The organism is Azospirillum halopraeferens DSM 3675 (assembly GCF_000429625.1).
Lineage (GTDB): Bacteria > Pseudomonadota > Alphaproteobacteria > Azospirillales > Azospirillaceae > Azospirillum > Azospirillum halopraeferens.
Map to the genome: position 1 here is coordinate 37817 of NZ_AUCF01000006.1, position 15069 is coordinate 52885.

The 15069-nt window shown below is 71.4% G+C and carries 12 protein-coding genes; 2 read left to right on the forward strand and 10 right to left on the reverse strand.

Features of this window, described 5'->3' with window-relative positions:
• Positions 1 to 59 precede the first annotated feature (59 nt).
• The 10 genes from G472_RS0108020 to G472_RS0108070 all read right to left on the reverse strand — a co-directional run bounded on the left by G472_RS0108020 (position 60) and on the right by G472_RS0108070 (position 11861).
• Complete coding sequence (locus G472_RS0108020; protein ID WP_029007964.1) at positions 60 to 446, reverse strand: response regulator; 387 nt, start codon at positions 444 to 446, stop codon at positions 60 to 62.
• Positions 439 to 2010: a sensor histidine kinase gene (locus G472_RS0108025; protein ID WP_029007965.1), complete on the reverse strand. Its 1572-nt coding sequence runs from the start codon at positions 2008 to 2010 to the stop codon at positions 439 to 441. The genes G472_RS0108020 and G472_RS0108025 overlap by 8 nt, the downstream gene beginning before the upstream one ends.
• A 125-nt stretch (positions 2011 to 2135) precedes the next feature.
• On the reverse strand, positions 2136 to 2720 hold the full coding sequence (locus G472_RS0108030; protein ID WP_029007966.1) for a hypothetical protein: 585 nt from the start codon (positions 2718 to 2720) through the stop codon (positions 2136 to 2138).
• Positions 2721 to 2850: 130 nt separating this feature from the next.
• On the reverse strand, positions 2851 to 4458 hold the full coding sequence (locus G472_RS0108035) for a peptide chain release factor 3 (RefSeq protein WP_029007967.1): 1608 nt from the start codon (positions 4456 to 4458) through the stop codon (positions 2851 to 2853).
• 140 nt (positions 4459 to 4598) lie between these two features.
• Positions 4599 to 5789 carry a threonine--tRNA ligase gene (gene thrS, locus G472_RS31950; RefSeq protein ID WP_051340572.1) on the reverse strand — a complete coding sequence of 397 codons (1191 nt, stop codon included), beginning with the start codon at positions 5787 to 5789 and terminating at the stop codon, positions 4599 to 4601.
• A gap of 218 nt (positions 5790 to 6007) precedes the next feature.
• On the reverse strand, positions 6008 to 7027 hold the full coding sequence (locus G472_RS0108050; RefSeq protein WP_029007968.1) for an aspartate-semialdehyde dehydrogenase: 1020 nt from the start codon (positions 7025 to 7027) through the stop codon (positions 6008 to 6010).
• A gap of 234 nt (positions 7028 to 7261) precedes the next feature.
• Entirely contained in the window at positions 7262 to 7792 is a 531-nt protein-coding gene (locus tag G472_RS0108055; RefSeq protein WP_051340573.1) for a hypothetical protein, read from the reverse strand.
• A 90-nt stretch (positions 7793 to 7882) separates the two neighbouring features.
• The gene (locus tag G472_RS0108060; RefSeq protein ID WP_029007970.1) at positions 7883 to 9478 is read right to left on the reverse strand and encodes an MBL fold metallo-hydrolase; all 1596 of its coding nucleotides are present in this window, start codon (positions 9476 to 9478) and stop codon (positions 7883 to 7885) included.
• A complete protein-coding gene (locus G472_RS0108065; RefSeq protein WP_029007971.1) occupies positions 9475 to 10362 on the reverse strand; it encodes a ribose-phosphate diphosphokinase in 888 nt (295 codons plus the stop codon). Before G472_RS0108065 ends, G472_RS0108060 begins: the two co-directional genes overlap by 4 nt.
• Positions 10359 to 11861, reverse strand: a complete 1503-nt coding sequence (locus G472_RS0108070) for a thymidine phosphorylase family protein (protein WP_029007972.1) — start codon at positions 11859 to 11861, stop codon at positions 10359 to 10361. Before G472_RS0108070 ends, G472_RS0108065 begins: the two co-directional genes overlap by 4 nt.
• A gap of 197 nt (positions 11862 to 12058) precedes the next feature.
• Here G472_RS0108070 and G472_RS0108075 point away from each other — a divergent pair, with 197 nt between their 5' ends.
• Together G472_RS0108075 and secD are read left to right on the forward strand one after the other, a co-directional pair.
• Positions 12059 to 12421 carry a hypothetical protein gene (locus tag G472_RS0108075; RefSeq protein WP_156927040.1) on the forward strand — a complete coding sequence of 121 codons (363 nt, stop codon included), beginning with the start codon at positions 12059 to 12061 and terminating at the stop codon, positions 12419 to 12421.
• 134 nt (positions 12422 to 12555) lie between these two features.
• Positions 12556 to 15069: a protein translocase subunit SecD gene (secD, locus tag G472_RS31955; protein WP_035691616.1), complete on the forward strand. Its 2514-nt coding sequence runs from the start codon at positions 12556 to 12558 to the stop codon at positions 15067 to 15069.

Here is a 15069-nt window from a genome sequence, read left to right on the forward strand (position 1 = left end):
GTGCATCGCCCGCTCGTGCGCCGGGCATTCGCCGGACGTCCGGACCGTCGGCGCGCTGCTCACAGCGCGTGCCGGGCCAGCAGGCGTTCCAGCGTATCGAGGATCATCTGCGGGCTCACCGGCTTGCGCAGCACTTCCAGCGGCTTCCAGGCGTCGCCCGTGATATCGTCGGCGTTCCCGTCCAGGGACAGGAAGCCGGTCATGACCACCAGCGGCAGGCCGGGGTCCCGGCGCCGCAGCTCGCGGATCAGGGCGTGCCCGTCCATGCGCGGCATCCGCAGATCGGTGATCACCAGGTCGGCCGGGTCGGCCTGCAGGCGTTCCATGGCGTCGAGCCCGTCGACGGCCAGTGTCACCCGGTATCCCTTGCGCGACAGAAAGTCCTCGATCGCCATGGCGGCGAGCGGTTCGTCCTCGGCGACCAGGACATGGACGGTTTCAGCCATGGGCAACCTCCGCCTTGCTTCCGGCCGGCCGCACGACCGGCAGGGTGATGGTGAAGCGCACGCCGCGCTGCCCGTCCCCATGTTCGAGGTTCTGCGCCTCGATCCGGCCGCCCATGGCGTCGACGATCCCAAAGCCGATGGACAGGCCGAGGCCGGTTCCCTTCCCGACCTCCTTGGTGGTGAAGAAGGGGTCGAAAATCCGCGGCAAATTTGACTCCGGTATGCCACCCCCGGTGTCGCTGACTGTAATCCTGACATGGTCCGCCGCAGCGTCGGCGTCCACCTCCACAGCGATGCGCCCGCCGCGGCCCTGTTCCCGAATGGCGTCGTAGGCGTTGGACAACAGGTTCAGCACGACCTGTTCGAGTTGGAGCGGCCGTCCGAGCACGAGGACCGGTCCCCCGGGCTCCCCGCCGTCCGGCCCGGTGGAGACGGCGATGCCCTCCAGGGCGTATTGGTTGCGCACCAGGTCCACGGCCGAGCGGACGCACGGCGCGGGATCGAACGGCTCGGCCCCGCCGCGATCCCGGCGGGCGAAGGTGCGCATGTGGTCGATGATGCGGCCCATGCGCTCGGTCTGTTCGGCCGCCAGCGTCAGCACCTTTTCGGTGCGCGCGGCGTCCAGCGTCCCTTCCCGCAGACGGGAGAGTGCGTTCTCGGCCCAGATACGGATGATGTTGAGGGGCTGGCTCATCTCGTGCGCCATGCCGGCGGCGAGCGTCCCCAGCGTCGCCAGCTTCGAAGCCTGCTCGAGCTCCTCTTGCAGGCGCTTGCGCTCGGTGATGTCACGGGCGCTGCCGAGAAGCTGCACGACACGCCCAGAGACGTCCCGGACGGGAACCAGCACGGTGTGCCACACCCGGCGGCCGACCGGCAGATCCAGCACCTCCTCGTAGTCGATCGGCCCGCCGGCGGCGACGCAGGCGGTGTAGCGCTCCACGACAGCCGTGGCCGTGGCGGGCGGCAGCACATCCTCCACCAGGCGGCCACAGATGCGGGCCGGATCGAGGCCGGTGGCGCGGGCATGGACGGGGTTCAGCGTGTCCAGGGCGAACCGGCCGTCCGGCCGGACGGTCACCACGAACAGTCCCTCGGCCAGGTTGTTGAAGAAGCCGGTGTAGCGCTCCTCCGCCGCACGCCGCTCGGCAATCTCCCGCTGAAGCGCGGCGTTGGTGATGGCGAGCTGGCGCGGGCTGGGGAGGGCGAGGGCGCGGGGCATCAGCAGCCACAGGGCGGCGGCGGTCAGCACGGACACCGCCGCCGTCACGGCCTTGACCACCCCCTCCAGGGCGTAATCGGGGTTCCACAGCGTCCAGATGCCGAAGAAATGGGTGGTCCCGCAAGCCAGGATGAAGGCAGCGAACAGCCAGAACACCCAACTGAACGCAACGTCGCGGCGGCGCCACACGAAATAGACCAGGGCAACGGGGATCGAATAGTAGGCAAGCCCCGTCAGCGCATCGGCGCCGACGTGCAGCGCCAGGAGATCGGGGCGCCAGAGCAGGCACACGCCATGCGGCATATAGGCGCTGCTGTCGAACCAAGACGCGACCCCCGCCAGCATTCGCCCTCTCCCACCGTCCCGTTCCGCTATACGTGTCACGCTCTTCCACGGACGGTGGGTTGTCAATCGGCCATTCGCCAACGGGGCGGAGGCCGGGCGGGAAAGCCGCCAACAGATTGAAAACATCACACTCTGAGCAATGAACGGGCCTTTTTCAGCGCAACCTCGAAGGGCAGCGATTCCACCATGGCCACGCCGTCCAGACGGGCGCACGCCGCGCTCACCGCCGCGTGCTCCGCCGTCACCTTGCGGGTCAGGGCCGGCAGGCTGCCACGCCCGGCGCGCCGGCGGGTGGCCAGGGCCCGGGCGCTGCGCTCGATCGAAACATCCAGGCGGAAGACGTGAAGGGGATGGTGGCGGGCGAAGTCTGCCGACAGCTCGTACTCCGCGCTCAGCAGCAGCCCCTCCAGCAGGACGTCGTGGCCGCCGGCGGTGAGGTCTGCCGACAGGCGAAAGGCTTCCGCCAGGCCGCCGTCGCGCTGGCCGATGGTGTCGCAACCGCCGCGCACGCCCCGGTATTCCCCCAGCACCACGAGGGGCCGGCCGCCGCGGGGGTGGGGCAGCCGATAGGCGATCGGGCGCTCCCGCCCCCGGAGGTAGAGCGTCTCGACCCCCGTCCCCTCCGGCCAGCCGTAGGCCGCGAGAATGCGCCGCGCGAACGTAGTCTTGCCGGAGCCCGCGGTGCCGCGCGGATTGATGACGATGGCCATGGCTGTCTTCCCCCTTCACCGGATGCGCCGCCGGCACCGTTCCATGCCGGCGGCATGGGGAATCCAACCATTCCATCTGTTCACGATAAAGCGAGATCGGGGCGGTGCTCCGGAAATCGCAAGTGGCGCCTCAAGCCGCGGTCTGCACCTTCCGGTTCTGCTCCCGCGTCTTCAGGAAGCGCAGGGCCGGATAATCCTCCTGTGCCCGGTTGAGGTGCCAGGCGTTGCGGGCCAGGAAGACCAGGGCCCCGTCGTGGTCCTCGGCCATGGCCGAGCGGTTGAGGTCCATGAACTTCTCGAGCTGGGCGCGGTCGTCCGTCTCGATCCAGCGCGCGGCGTCGACGCCGGCCCCCTCGAAACGGGCGGAGAGGCCGTACTCCGCCTCGATGCGGGCGGCCAGCACCTCGAACTGGAGCTGGCCGACCACGCCGACCACCCAGTCGGCGCCGCTCAACGGCTTGAACACCTGGCTGGCACCCTCTTCGGCGAAGTGCTCCAGCGCCTTGCGCAGGTGCTTGACCCGCATGGGGTCGTCCAGGCGCACGCGCTGCAGCAGTTCCGGCGCGAAGCTGGGTACGCCGGTGAAGCGCAGGTCCTCCCCCTCGGTCAGCGTGTCGCCGATGCGCAGACTGCCGTGGTTGGGAATGCCGATGATGTCGCCGGGCCAGGCCTCCTCCGCCAGTTCGCGGTCGCGGGCCAGGAAGAGGACGGCGTTGTTGACCGCCAGCGTCTTGCCCGAACGCATGTGCTTCAGCTTGGCACCCCGGCGGAACTTGCCGGAGCACAGGCGCACGAAGGCGATGCGGTCGCGGTGGTTGGGGTCCATGTTGGCCTGGACCTTGAACACGAAGCCGGTAACCTTCTCCTCGTCCGGCTGCACCGTGCGCGGCTCGGCCGGCTGCGGGCGCGGCGGCGGCGCCTTCTCGGCCAGGCCGCGCAGCAGCTCACGCACGCCGAAGTTGTTAATGGCGGAGCCGAAGTAGATCGGCGTCATGTGGCCGGCACGGTAGGAGTCCAGGTCGAACTCCGGCATCAGGCCGCGGGCCATCTCCACCTCCTCGCGCAGCCGGGCGACGGCGTGGGCGGGCAGCAGTTCGTCCAGCTTGGGATCGTCCAGGCCGTGGCATTCGATGCCTTCGGACAGGACGTCGCCCTGCGTGCGGTCCATCAGGATGAGCTGGTCGCGGATCAGGTCGTAGCAGCCCAGGAAGTCGCGGCCCATGCCGATGGGCCAGCTCGCCGGTGTAACGTCGAGCTGCAGGTCCTGCTCGATCTCCGAGATCAGCTCGAAGGGATCGCGAGCCTCGCGGTCCATCTTGTTGACGAAGGTCACGATGGGCACGTCGCGCAGGCGGCACACCTCGAACAGCTTTCGGGTCTGGCTCTCGATGCCCTTGGCGCCGTCGATCACCATGACCGCGCTGTCTACGGCGGTGAGCGTGCGGTAGGTGTCCTCCGAGAAATCCTCGTGGCCCGGCGTGTCCAGCAGGTTGAAGGTGCGGCCGTCGTAGTCGAACGTCATCACCGACGCGGTCACGGAGATGCCGCGTTCACGCTCCACCTTCATCCAGTCCGAGCGCGCGCGGCGCTGTTCGCCCCGCGCCTTGACGGCGCCGGCCAACTGGATGGCACCGCCGAACAGCAGCAGCTTCTCGGTCAGTGTGGTCTTTCCGGCGTCCGGGTGCGCGATGATGGCAAAGGTCCGGCGCCGGGAAACGGCATCCTGAAGTCCGGACATGCCTGATCCCTCGATGTGCGTGATGATCTCAACAGAACACGCGCGGCGACCGTCCGGCCACCGCGCGCGCCATGCCGCCCCCTACATAGCAATGCGGCGGCCGCGATTCCAGCACAACGCGACGGCCGGACGGCCCCCGTTCAGCGGACCGCTTCCGGTCGCAACCGTTCGACCGCCTCGGCGACGGGCATCACCATGGCGCCGTCCGAGGGCAACCGCCGCAGGGCCACGGTCCCGGCCGCCGCCTCCCGCGCTCCGACCGCCAGCAGGACGGGGATGCCGGCCTCGCGGGCCTCGGCTGCCTTGCGCGACAGCCGTTCCGGCCGGTCGTCGAGGACAGCCCGGAGCCCTGCATCGTCGAGCGCCGCGACGACGGTGCGGGCGTAGTCCGCCTGAGCCTCGCCGACCGACGCGACGACGACCTGGTCGGGCGCCAGCCACAGCGGCAGGCGACCGTTGTGATGCTCCAGCAGCATGCCGATGAAGCGTTCCAGACTGCCGAGCACGGCGTGGTGGATCATCACCGGCCGCACCCGCCGGTTGGCCGCATCGGTGTAGGCGACATCCAGCCGCTCCGGCAGGACCATGTCGAGCTGGATGGTGCCGCACTGCCAGTCGCGGCCCTGGCGGTCGCGCAGCACGAACTCCAGCTTCGGCCCGTAGAACGCCCCCTCCCCCGGCTGCACGCGCACGTCCAGCCCGGCAGCCTGCGCAGCCGCCGCGAGCATCGCCTCGGCCCGGTCCCACAGCGCGTCGGAACCGGCGCGCACCGCGGGCCGGGTGGAGAAGCCGACGCGCACGTCGTCGAAGCCGTAGTCGGCATAGGTGGCGTTCAGCAGCCGGCAGAACCGCGCGACCTCCTCCTCGACCTGCTCCTCGGCGCAGAAGATGTGGGCGTCGTCCTGGGTGAAGGCGCGGGTGCGCATCAGGCCCTGGAGCGCGCCCGACGGTTCGTAGCGGTGACAAACGCCGAACTCGCAATAGCGCACCGGCAGGTCGCGGAAGGACCGCACCCGCTTGTTGAAGATCTGGATGTGGCCGGGGCAGCTCATCGGCTTCAGCGCCAGGCTCCGCTCCCCGTCGGTGAAGGCGAACATCGCATCGCCGAACTTGTCCCAGTGCCCGCTGCGTTCCCACAGGGAGCGGGAGAGGAGCTGGGGGGTGATCACCTCGGCAAAGCCGGCGCGGCGCATGCGCCGGCGGATGTCCGCTTCGATCAGGCGGTAGAGGATGGCGCCGCGCGGGTGCCAGAAGACGACGCCCGGTCCTTCCTCCTGCTGGTGGAAGAGGTCGAGGCGGTTGGCGATGGCGCGGTGGTCGTTGTGGTCCATTTCGGGTCTCCGTGGATGGGGTGGCGCGGCATGACCGGCGGACGGAGGCCCTGGAATGGCAAAGGCCCCGTCCGGTGGGTCCGGCGGGGCCTTTGGATCGATGGGACGCGCTTACCGCATGCGCGCACCGTCGCCCGGCGGCCCGCCGGAGCGGGTCGTCGTGGCCGTCGTCGGGACGGCGGCGGGGGCGAAGGCGGCGATGCGGTTCACGGGCGGCCTCAGAGCGACAGTTCGGCGATTTGCACGGCGTTGAGGGCGGCGCCCTTGAGGAGCTGGTCGCCGCAGACGAACAGGTCAAGGCCATGGTCGCCGAACACCAGGTTGGTGCGGATGCGGCCGACCTCCACGTCGAACTGGCCGGTGGCGGTCAGCGGCATGGGGTACACGCCGTCCGCCGGCACGTCGGCAACCTTGACGCCGGGCGCATCGGCCAGCACGCGCCGCGCCGCATCGGGGGTCACCGGCTCGATCGTCTCGACGGTGATGGCCTCGGAATGGGCGCGGTAGGTGGGGATGCGCACGGCGGTGCAGCTCACCGGCAGGTCCGGCAGGCCGAGGATCTTCCGGGTCTCCCAGGTAACCTTCATCTCTTCCTTGGTGTAGCCGTTCTCCTGGAAGGCGTCGATCTGGGGGATCAGGTTGAAGGGGATGGGGTGGCGGAAGACGGCGTTGGTGACCGGCTTGCCGTCGAGCTGGTTGCGGGTCTGCTCCTCCAGCTCGGCCATGCCCTCGGCACCGGCGCCGCTGGTGGCCTGGTAGGTGGAGACGATGACACGCTTCAGGCCGAACGCCTTGTGCAGCGGCCCCAGGGCGACCACGGCGATGGCGGTGGTGCAGTTGGGGTTGGCGATCAGGCGGCCGCCGCCGGCAAAGGCGTGGGCGTTGATCTCCGGCACGATCAGCGGGATCTCCGGGTCGTAGCGGAAGGCGGAGGAGTTGTCGATCACCAGCGGCCCGGCGGCGGCGATAGCCGGGGCGTGTTCCTTGGCGAAATCGCCGGACACGGCGAGCAGCACGACGTCGCAGTCCGCCACCTTGTCGACCGAGAACTCCTGCAGGGTGATCGCCCCGTAGGGGGTGTCGAACACCTTGCCGGCGCTGCGGCCGGACGCCAGCAGGCGCAGCTCGCCCACCGGGAAGTTGCGCTTGTGCAGGACGTCGATCATCTCGCGCCCGACGGCGCCGGTGGCACCGACGATGGCGACCTTGCGGGGGGCGGGGGAACTGGCGGCAGACATGCTGGAACTACTCCGTCCTTGGTGGCGTGCCCGGACCGGGCGGCGGACCGGAGCCCCGATACGACAAGGGCCCCGTCCGAAACCGGCGGGGCCCTCGTGGTGGGTGAAGCGTGCCTTCGATCAGCGCACGACACCAGCCGACGGCCCGCCGCAGCGAGTCGTTTTGGTGGTGGTGGTCGTGGTGGCGAACATCGACTTCATGGTGCGTTCTCTTATCCCATCGCGACGGGTCCGTCAATCGAACTCCTGCAGCACCTTCGGGCTGTGTTCCAGCAGGGTTTCCACCATGCCCAGAATCTCCTCGATCTTGGTGCGGGTGGCGTCCAGCTCGTCGGCGGTCTTGTCGTCGATGCCCGCTTCCATGAGCATCTGGTCGAAATAGCCGAGCACCTCGGTGAAGGCCTGGCGTTCCGATTGCAGCACGTCGAAGGCACCGAGCGACTGGGTGAGCGCCAGCGGCGGATCGCTGATGAAGCCGTGGCTGACGTCGGTGAACAGGGCCAGCTCGTTCAGCTTCTGGCGCACCAGCCATTGCGCGAAGTTCGCGGGGACGAGGTCGCCGGCCAGGGGCAGGCGGTCGGCGATCGACACGATCAGTCCCTGGATCTCGTGATGCTTGTTGCGGATTTCCCGGAAGCGCGGAAAGGTTGCCGGCGGCCCGGCGTCGCGCAGGCGCCGCAACTCGACGATGTCACCCACCAGCTTGCGCGCCATCTGCTTGACGATGTCCGCTTCCCGCGGATCCGGCGGTTTCGCTGTCGCCATCGGGTGTCCCCTGCCCTTTCCCGCGCACTCCCGGCACGCCGCCGTGCGGAGGCGCAGTTATCCTGCGCGCCAACAAATCTTACACATATCTCAGCCGGCAGTGCCACCCGGCCGTGACATGGCGTCGCGCACCTGCGCCAACAGGCGCGTCCGCGCCGCGTCGTCGGGTGCGGACCGCAGCGCCTCGCCCAGCGCCAGCAGGGTTTCGGCGTAGGTGTTGTGCCAGTCCGCGGCCACCGCCGCGGGGGCGACGCGGGGTGCGGCCGGCCGCACCGCCGGCACAGTGCGTGCCCGCGCCCCGGACAGGTCCACCGTCTCGTCCAGGTCCGGGGTATGGATCAGCGCCCCGTCCCGGCCGCCGGCCAGCAGGGCCTGGCGGATGGCCTCACGCGCCCCGGGCTCGCCGTGCACCAGGAACACGCCGCGCGCCGCGCCGTGGCGGGCCTCCACCCATTCCAGAAGGCCGTCGCGGTCGGCGTGGCCGGAGTAGACGTCCAGGGTGCGCACGGCGGCGCGCACCTCGATTTCTTCGCCGTGGATGCGCACCCGCGGCACGCCCTGCCGGAGCATGCGCCCCAGCGTGCCCGGCGCCTGGTAGCCGACCAGGAGGACCGTGGCCTCCGGCCGCCACAGGTTGGCCTTCAGATGGTGGCGGATGCGCCCGGCGTCGCACATGCCGCTGGCCGCCATGATGATGGCGCCGCCGGCCAGGGCGTTCAGCTTCTGGCTCTCCGCCGCGGAGCGGACGCGGTGCAGGTTGGGGCGGCGGAACGGATCGCCCTCCAGCCCCGCCAGGTGCCGCTCGAAGACGTCGGTGACCGCATCGGCGAGGGGCGAGTCCAGGAAGATGTCCACCGGCGGCAGGGCACCGGTGTCGAACAGCAGGCCGAAATCGTAGAGCAGCTCCTGCGTGCGCTCCACGGCGAAGGAGGGGATCAGCAGGTTGCCGCCGCGCTTCAGGGCGGCCTTCACCTCGCCCGCCAGCAGGGCGCGGCGCGCCTCGGGCTCGACCTCGGTGCGGGCGCGGTCGCCGTAGGTGGTCTCCAGGACCAGCCAGTCCGGCCGTTCCGGCCCCGCCGCGTCCGCGTGGAAGTCCTTGCCGCCGGGGCCGATGTCGCCGGAGAACAGCACCCGCACCGGCGCATCGCCGTCCGCCGCCTCGACCTCCACCTCCACGGAGGCGGAGCCCAGGATGTGGCCGGCCTGCCAGAAGCGGGCGCGCACGCCGGGCAGCACCCGGATCCAGCGGTCGTACGGGGCCTGCTCCAGGCGCTTGAGCGAGCGTTCGGCATCGTCGCGGGTGTAGATGGGCTGCACCGCCGGGCGGCCGCGCTGGCGGTTGCGGCGATTCAGCCGGTCGACCTCGGTCTCCTGGATGTAGCCGCTGTCGGGCAGCATGTACGTCAGCAGGTCGGCCGTGCCGGGGGTGGCGTACACCCGCCCGCGGAAGCCCTGGCGCGCCAGCTTGGGCACCAGCCCGGAATGGTCGATGTGGGCGTGCGTCAGCAGCACCGCCCGGATGTCCGCCGGATCGAAGGGAAAGGCGCGGTAGTTCAGCTCCCGCACGGACTTGGTGCCCTGGAACAGGCCGCAGTCCACCAGCAGCGCCCCGGCCGGCGTGTCGAGACGGAAGCAGGAGCCGGTCACCGTGCCGGCGGCGCCGTGGAAGGTCAGGGACAGGGTCATCGCCGCAGGATCTCCGCAAGCAGCGGGGCAAGGCCCAGCGCGTTGGTGGGATGGGGGACGCCGTCGCAGGACAGCACGGGAATGCCCGCCGCGGCGAAGCGCTCCGCCGCTTCGGGCCCGAACAGGGCGTGCACGCCGACCGCGCGCACCGCCGCGGCTCCGGCGCCGCGCGCCGCGGCGGCGCAGGACAGGATCGTTTCGCCGGAACTGATGACGTCGTCGACGATCACCACCGGCCGGCCGGCGAGCGCCGGGGCATCGGCGGGCAGGGCCACCGTGACGTCGCGGTCGCCGCGGCGCTCCTTGCGCCCCACCGCCCGGGCAAGGCCCAGCGCCCCGGCCACCCCGGCGATCAGCGGAGCCGACTCCTCATCGGGGCCGAGGATCACCGTATCGGCGGGCAGGCCGGCCGCCCGCAGGCCGGCGGCCACCACCGGGGCGGCCGACAGGGCATCGGCGGTGCGGCCGGGGAACACTTCGGCAAGCTGGCCGGTGCGGTGCAGATGCGGCTCCACGCAGACGACGCGGTCGAACTGCTGCGCCAGCCATGCCCCCACCACCGCCTGGCTGACCGGCTCGCCGGGGCGGAACACCGCGTCCTGGCGCATGTAGGCCATGTAGGGGGCGACCAGGCACAGCTCCGCCGCCCCTTGCCGGCGCAGCACCGAGGCGGCCAGCATCAGCTCCACCAGCTTGTCGTTGGGCCGGTCGAGGGAGCGGTAGAGGACGGCCCGCTCCACCGGCTCGGGCAGGCGTACGAGGCTCTCGCCGTCGGGGAAGCGGTGCAACTCCGCCATGTGGCAGGGCAGGCCCAGCGCCGCCGCCAGGCGGCGGGCGGCGGCCCCGGTTTCCGGGAATGCGTAGACGCCGGTGTAGCGGGTCATGCCACGGCCTCCTTTCCGTTGACGCGCACGCCGCCGTCCTCCTCGGCATAGGCGCGGGCGAAGGCGAAATCGGCGCCCGTGTTGGCGTGGATGCGGTACACGGGCTCTCCCTTGCGCACGGGCTCCCCGACCTTGCGCAGCAGGTCGATGCCGGCGCCCTTGTCCAGCGGCGCGCCCGCCAGCCGCGCCACCCGGGCGATGCGGTAGCAGTCGATGGCGCTGACCACCCCGTCCCCGGGCGCCGTCACCTCGTGCACCAGGGTGCCGAGGACCGGCCGCCCCGGCGGCGGCCCCTGCCCCTCGATGATCCGCTCCATGGTGGCCAGCGCGGCACCGCTCGCCAGCAGCTCCGCCGCGCGCTCGCGGCCGGCGCCGCCGCGCACCGCCGGGTCGAACTCGAGGATGCGGCCGGCCAGGAGCAGCGCCCGTTCCCGCAGGTCTGCCGGCGCACCCGCCGCGCCGCGCAGCACCGCCATCACATCGCGCGCCTCCAGCACCGGGCCGATGCCGTGCCCGACGGGCTGAGAGCCGTCGGTGATCGCCACGTCCAGCGCCAGGCCGAGCTGGTCGCCCACATACTCGAACAGCTTGCGCAGCCGCACCGCCTCGTTGACCGACCGCACCTTGGCGGTCGGCCCCACGGGGATGTCGACCACCAGATGGGTGGAACCCGCTGCCAGCTTCTTCGACAGGATGGACGCGACGAGCTGTTCGCGGGTGTCCACCGACAGGGGCCGCTCCACCGAGATCAGGACGTCGTCGGCCGGCGACAGGTTGACGTGGCCGCCCCACACCAGGCAGCCCTTGACCTCGCGCACCAGGGACTGCATGCGCTCGACGGACACGTCGACGTTGGCCAGCACCTCCATGGTGTCGGCGGTGCCGGCCGGCGAGGTGATGGCGCGCGACGAGGTCTTGGGGATGGGCAGCCCGTGGGCGGCGACGATGGGCACCACGATCATCGAGGTGCGGTTGCCGGGAATGCCGCCGATGCAGTGCTTGTCGACGATGGGGGCGCGGTCCCAGGTGAGGCGGCTGCCGACGTCGACCATGGCCCGGGTCAGGCCCAGCACCTCCTCCGTGGTCATGAAGGCGGCGCAGGCGATGAGGAAGGCGGCGATCTCGATCTTGGAATAGCGCTGCCCGGCGACGTCGCGGATGACCGCCGCCAGTTCTTCCGGCGTCAGGGTCGCCCCGGCGGCCTTGGCCCGCACCAGGTCGAAGCTGGCCGGCGGAGTCGGATGCTCCACCTCCACCGCCGCACCGTCGGGCAGGCCGAGATGGCGCGACGCCGCCATGGACAGCCCCACCTCGTCCGGTCCCAGGATGGCGGGGTCCTCCACCAGGTTCAGCACCGCCAGGACCGACCGCCCCTGCCCGCGCACCTCCACCCGGCCGAGGCCGAGGAAGTCCTCCACCCGGTATAGGGTGCAGCGCCGGCTGAGGTAGGCGACGTTCTCGCGCAACGTGTCGATGGCGAGATGGCGGAGGGTCAGCATGATGCGGGCTCGGGCGCCGGAAGGGGTACCAAGCTTGGCCCAGCCGACGCGCGGGGGTCAAGCAAGGGTGGTGGGACAAATGGGCAGGGCCGCCTTGACACCGCCGGCCGCAGGCGGGATGGTTGGGCCTTCCGCAAACCGCCGGCAGGACCCTCCCCCCTTTGCAACACCCCCCGATCCCACCAGCCGGTTCGCTGATGCGACGGTTCGGCGTCCTGTTGTGGGTCGTCGCATCGCTTATGGTGCTGCACGGGGGACCGGCGGGCCATGGCGGTCCGCACGCCGGCGACGGGCGGGATCTCGGGTCCGAACGGACCCGGACGGCCGGCCAGGCATGGATCGCCGCCGGTGACGCGCTCCGCCCGGTCTGGGCGGGCGAGCGGGATACCGGTCCCCGTCGCGACAGCGATGCCGGGGCGGATACGCCGGTGGCGCACGCCGCGGTCGTTCCCGCCCTGCCGGGCGGCCTCCGCCGCGCCGCCGCGCCGCCGGCGGACCCGGGGAGCCGCGCCGCCGCGCTGCGCAGAGGCTTCGACGCGCGGGCACCCCCGGCGGCGTGATCAGCGCCCGCGGGCATCCCCGCGGGCCGGCCGACACGGCGCCGATCCGGCGCCTCCCCTGATGCGCGCTCCGTCCCGCCGGATCCGCCGCAACGCGGCCGGGCCGGCGGACGGGCGCCCGCGCGGAGCATCCCATGCGCACGCCACGCTGGCGGCTTGTGACCTATGCCGTCATCCTCCTGGTCGGCATTCTCGCCGCCCTGCCCAACCTGCTGTCTCCCCGGCAGCTTGCCGCCCTGCCCTCCTGGCTGCCGGCCCATCCCGTCACCCTCGGCCTCGACCTGAAGGGTGGCTCCCACCTCGTGCTGGAGGTGGACGCCGCCGCCCTGGTGGCCGAACGGGTCGGGACGCTGGCCACCGACGCCCGCGCCGCCCTGCGGGAGGCCGGCATCGCCGTCCGCTCGGCCGGGACCGAGGGCAACACCGTCGTCATCGACCTCGGCCCCGGCGCCGACGGGGCGGCCGCCCTGTCCGCCATCCGTCCGCTGCTGCCGCCGCGGGAGATCGAAGCGGCGCGTCCCGCACCCGGACGCCTCGTCCTCACCCTGACCGAGGCGGGGGTGCGCGAGCGTGTCGACGCCGCGGTCGCGCAAAGCCTGGAGATCGTCCGCCGGCGCATCGACCAGGTCGGCGTCGCCGAGCCCACCATCCAGCGCGTCGGATCCGACCGCATCCTGGTGCAGTTGCCGGGCGTGCAGGATCCCTCGCACCTGCGCGAACTGCTGGGCAGCACGGCGAAGATGGGCTTCCACCTCCTCGCCCGCTCGCCCTCCGGTCCAGGGGTCGTCGTGCTGCCCGACCGCGACGGCCGCGCCACCTACCCGGTGGAGCGGCGGGTGGCGCTGGACGGCGACCATCTGGTGGACGCGCGCGCCGCGTTCGACCCGCAGACCCACGAGCCCATCGTCACCTTCCGCTTCGACGGACCCGGCAGCCGGCGCTTCGCCGATATCACCCGGGAAAATGTCGGCCGACCCTTCGCCATCGTGCTGGACGGCAAGGTGCTGAGCGCCCCGGTGATCCGCGAGCCGATCACCGGCGGCTCCGGCCGCATCAGCGGCGCCTTCACGGTCGCCGACACGGCGGTGCTGTCGGCGCTGCTGCGCGCCGGCGCCCTGCCGGCCCCGCTGACCGTGATCGAGGAACGCACGGTCGGCCCCGACCTGGGCGGCGACGCCATCGCCATGGGCGTCACCACCGGCCTCGTCGGCTTCGCCCTGGTCTTCGGCTTCATGGTGCTGCTGTACGGCTGGTGGGGGATGGTCGCCAATCTGGCGCTCGGGCTCAACGTGGCCCTCACCTTCGGGGCGCTGGGGCTGCTGGGGGCCACGCTCACCTTGCCGGGCATCGCCGGCATCATCCTGGGCATCGGCCTGGCGGTCGACGCCAACGTGCTGATCAACGAGCGCATCCGCGAGGAGACGCGCAAGGGCCGCGGCGCGCTGTCGGCGCTGGGCGCCGGGTTCGACCGGGCTTACGCGACCATCGTCGATTCCAACCTTACGGCGCTGATCGCCACCGCCCTGCTGTTCCAGTTCGGCACCGGGCCGGTGCGCGGCTTCGCGGTCACCATGGCGTTGGGAATCGCCATTTCCATGTTCACCGCCGTGTCGGTGGTGCGCATCATTATGACGGAGATCGTCCGCCGCCGGCGCCTGAAGACCCTGCGCATCGAGCCGCTGGTCCGCCTGTTCCCCGACGGCACGGCCATCCGGTTCATGCGCGCGCGGTTCCTCGGGATCGGCCTGTCGCTGCTGCTGTCGGCGGCGTCGGTGGCGCTGTTCCTCCACCCCGGTCCGAACTACGGCGTCGACTTCAGGGGTGGCATCCAGATGGAGGTCGCGACCCCCGGCCATGCGGACATCGGCGCCCTGCGCGAGCGGCTGGGCGCGCTCGGCCTCGGCGAGGCGGCTCTCCAGGCGGTCGACGGTGGCCGCGGCGTGCTGGTGCGCATGGAACGCCAGCCCGGCGGCGAGGCGGCACAGACCCGCGCCGTGGAGCGCATGCGCGACGCCATCGCCGAGGCGAACCCCGCCGCCTCCGTCGTGCGGACCGAGGTGGTCGGACCCAAGGTCAGCGCGGAGCTGGCAGAGTCCGGCGTGCTGGCGGTGGTGCTGGCCAGCCTGGCCATGCTCGCCTACATCTGGTGGCGCTTCGAATGGCCCTTCGCCGTCGGGGCCATCGCCACCCTGGTGCTGGACGTGACGAAGACCGTCGGCTTCTTCGCCCTGACCGGCATCGATTTCAACCTGACGGCCATCGCCGCGCTGCTGACGCTGATCGGCTACAGCGTCAACGACAAGGTGGTGGTCTATGATCGCATGCGGGAGAACATGCGGCTCTACAAGGCCATGCCGTTCCGGGAGCTGATCGACCTCAGCATCAACCAGACGCTGGGGCGCAGCCTCTACACCTCGGTCACCGCGTTCCTCGCCATGCTGCCCATGGCGGTGTGGGGCGGCGGGGCGGTGGAGAGCTTTGCCGTTCCCATGGTCTTCGGTATCCTGGTGGCGGCAAGCTCGTCGGTGTTCATCGCGGCACCGATCCTGCTGTTCCTGGGCGACTGGCGCAACCGGCGCGCCGCCGGCCGGCCCGCCGGCTTCCCGATTCCCGCAACCCTTCCGGCAGGACGGCACCCCTCGGAATGA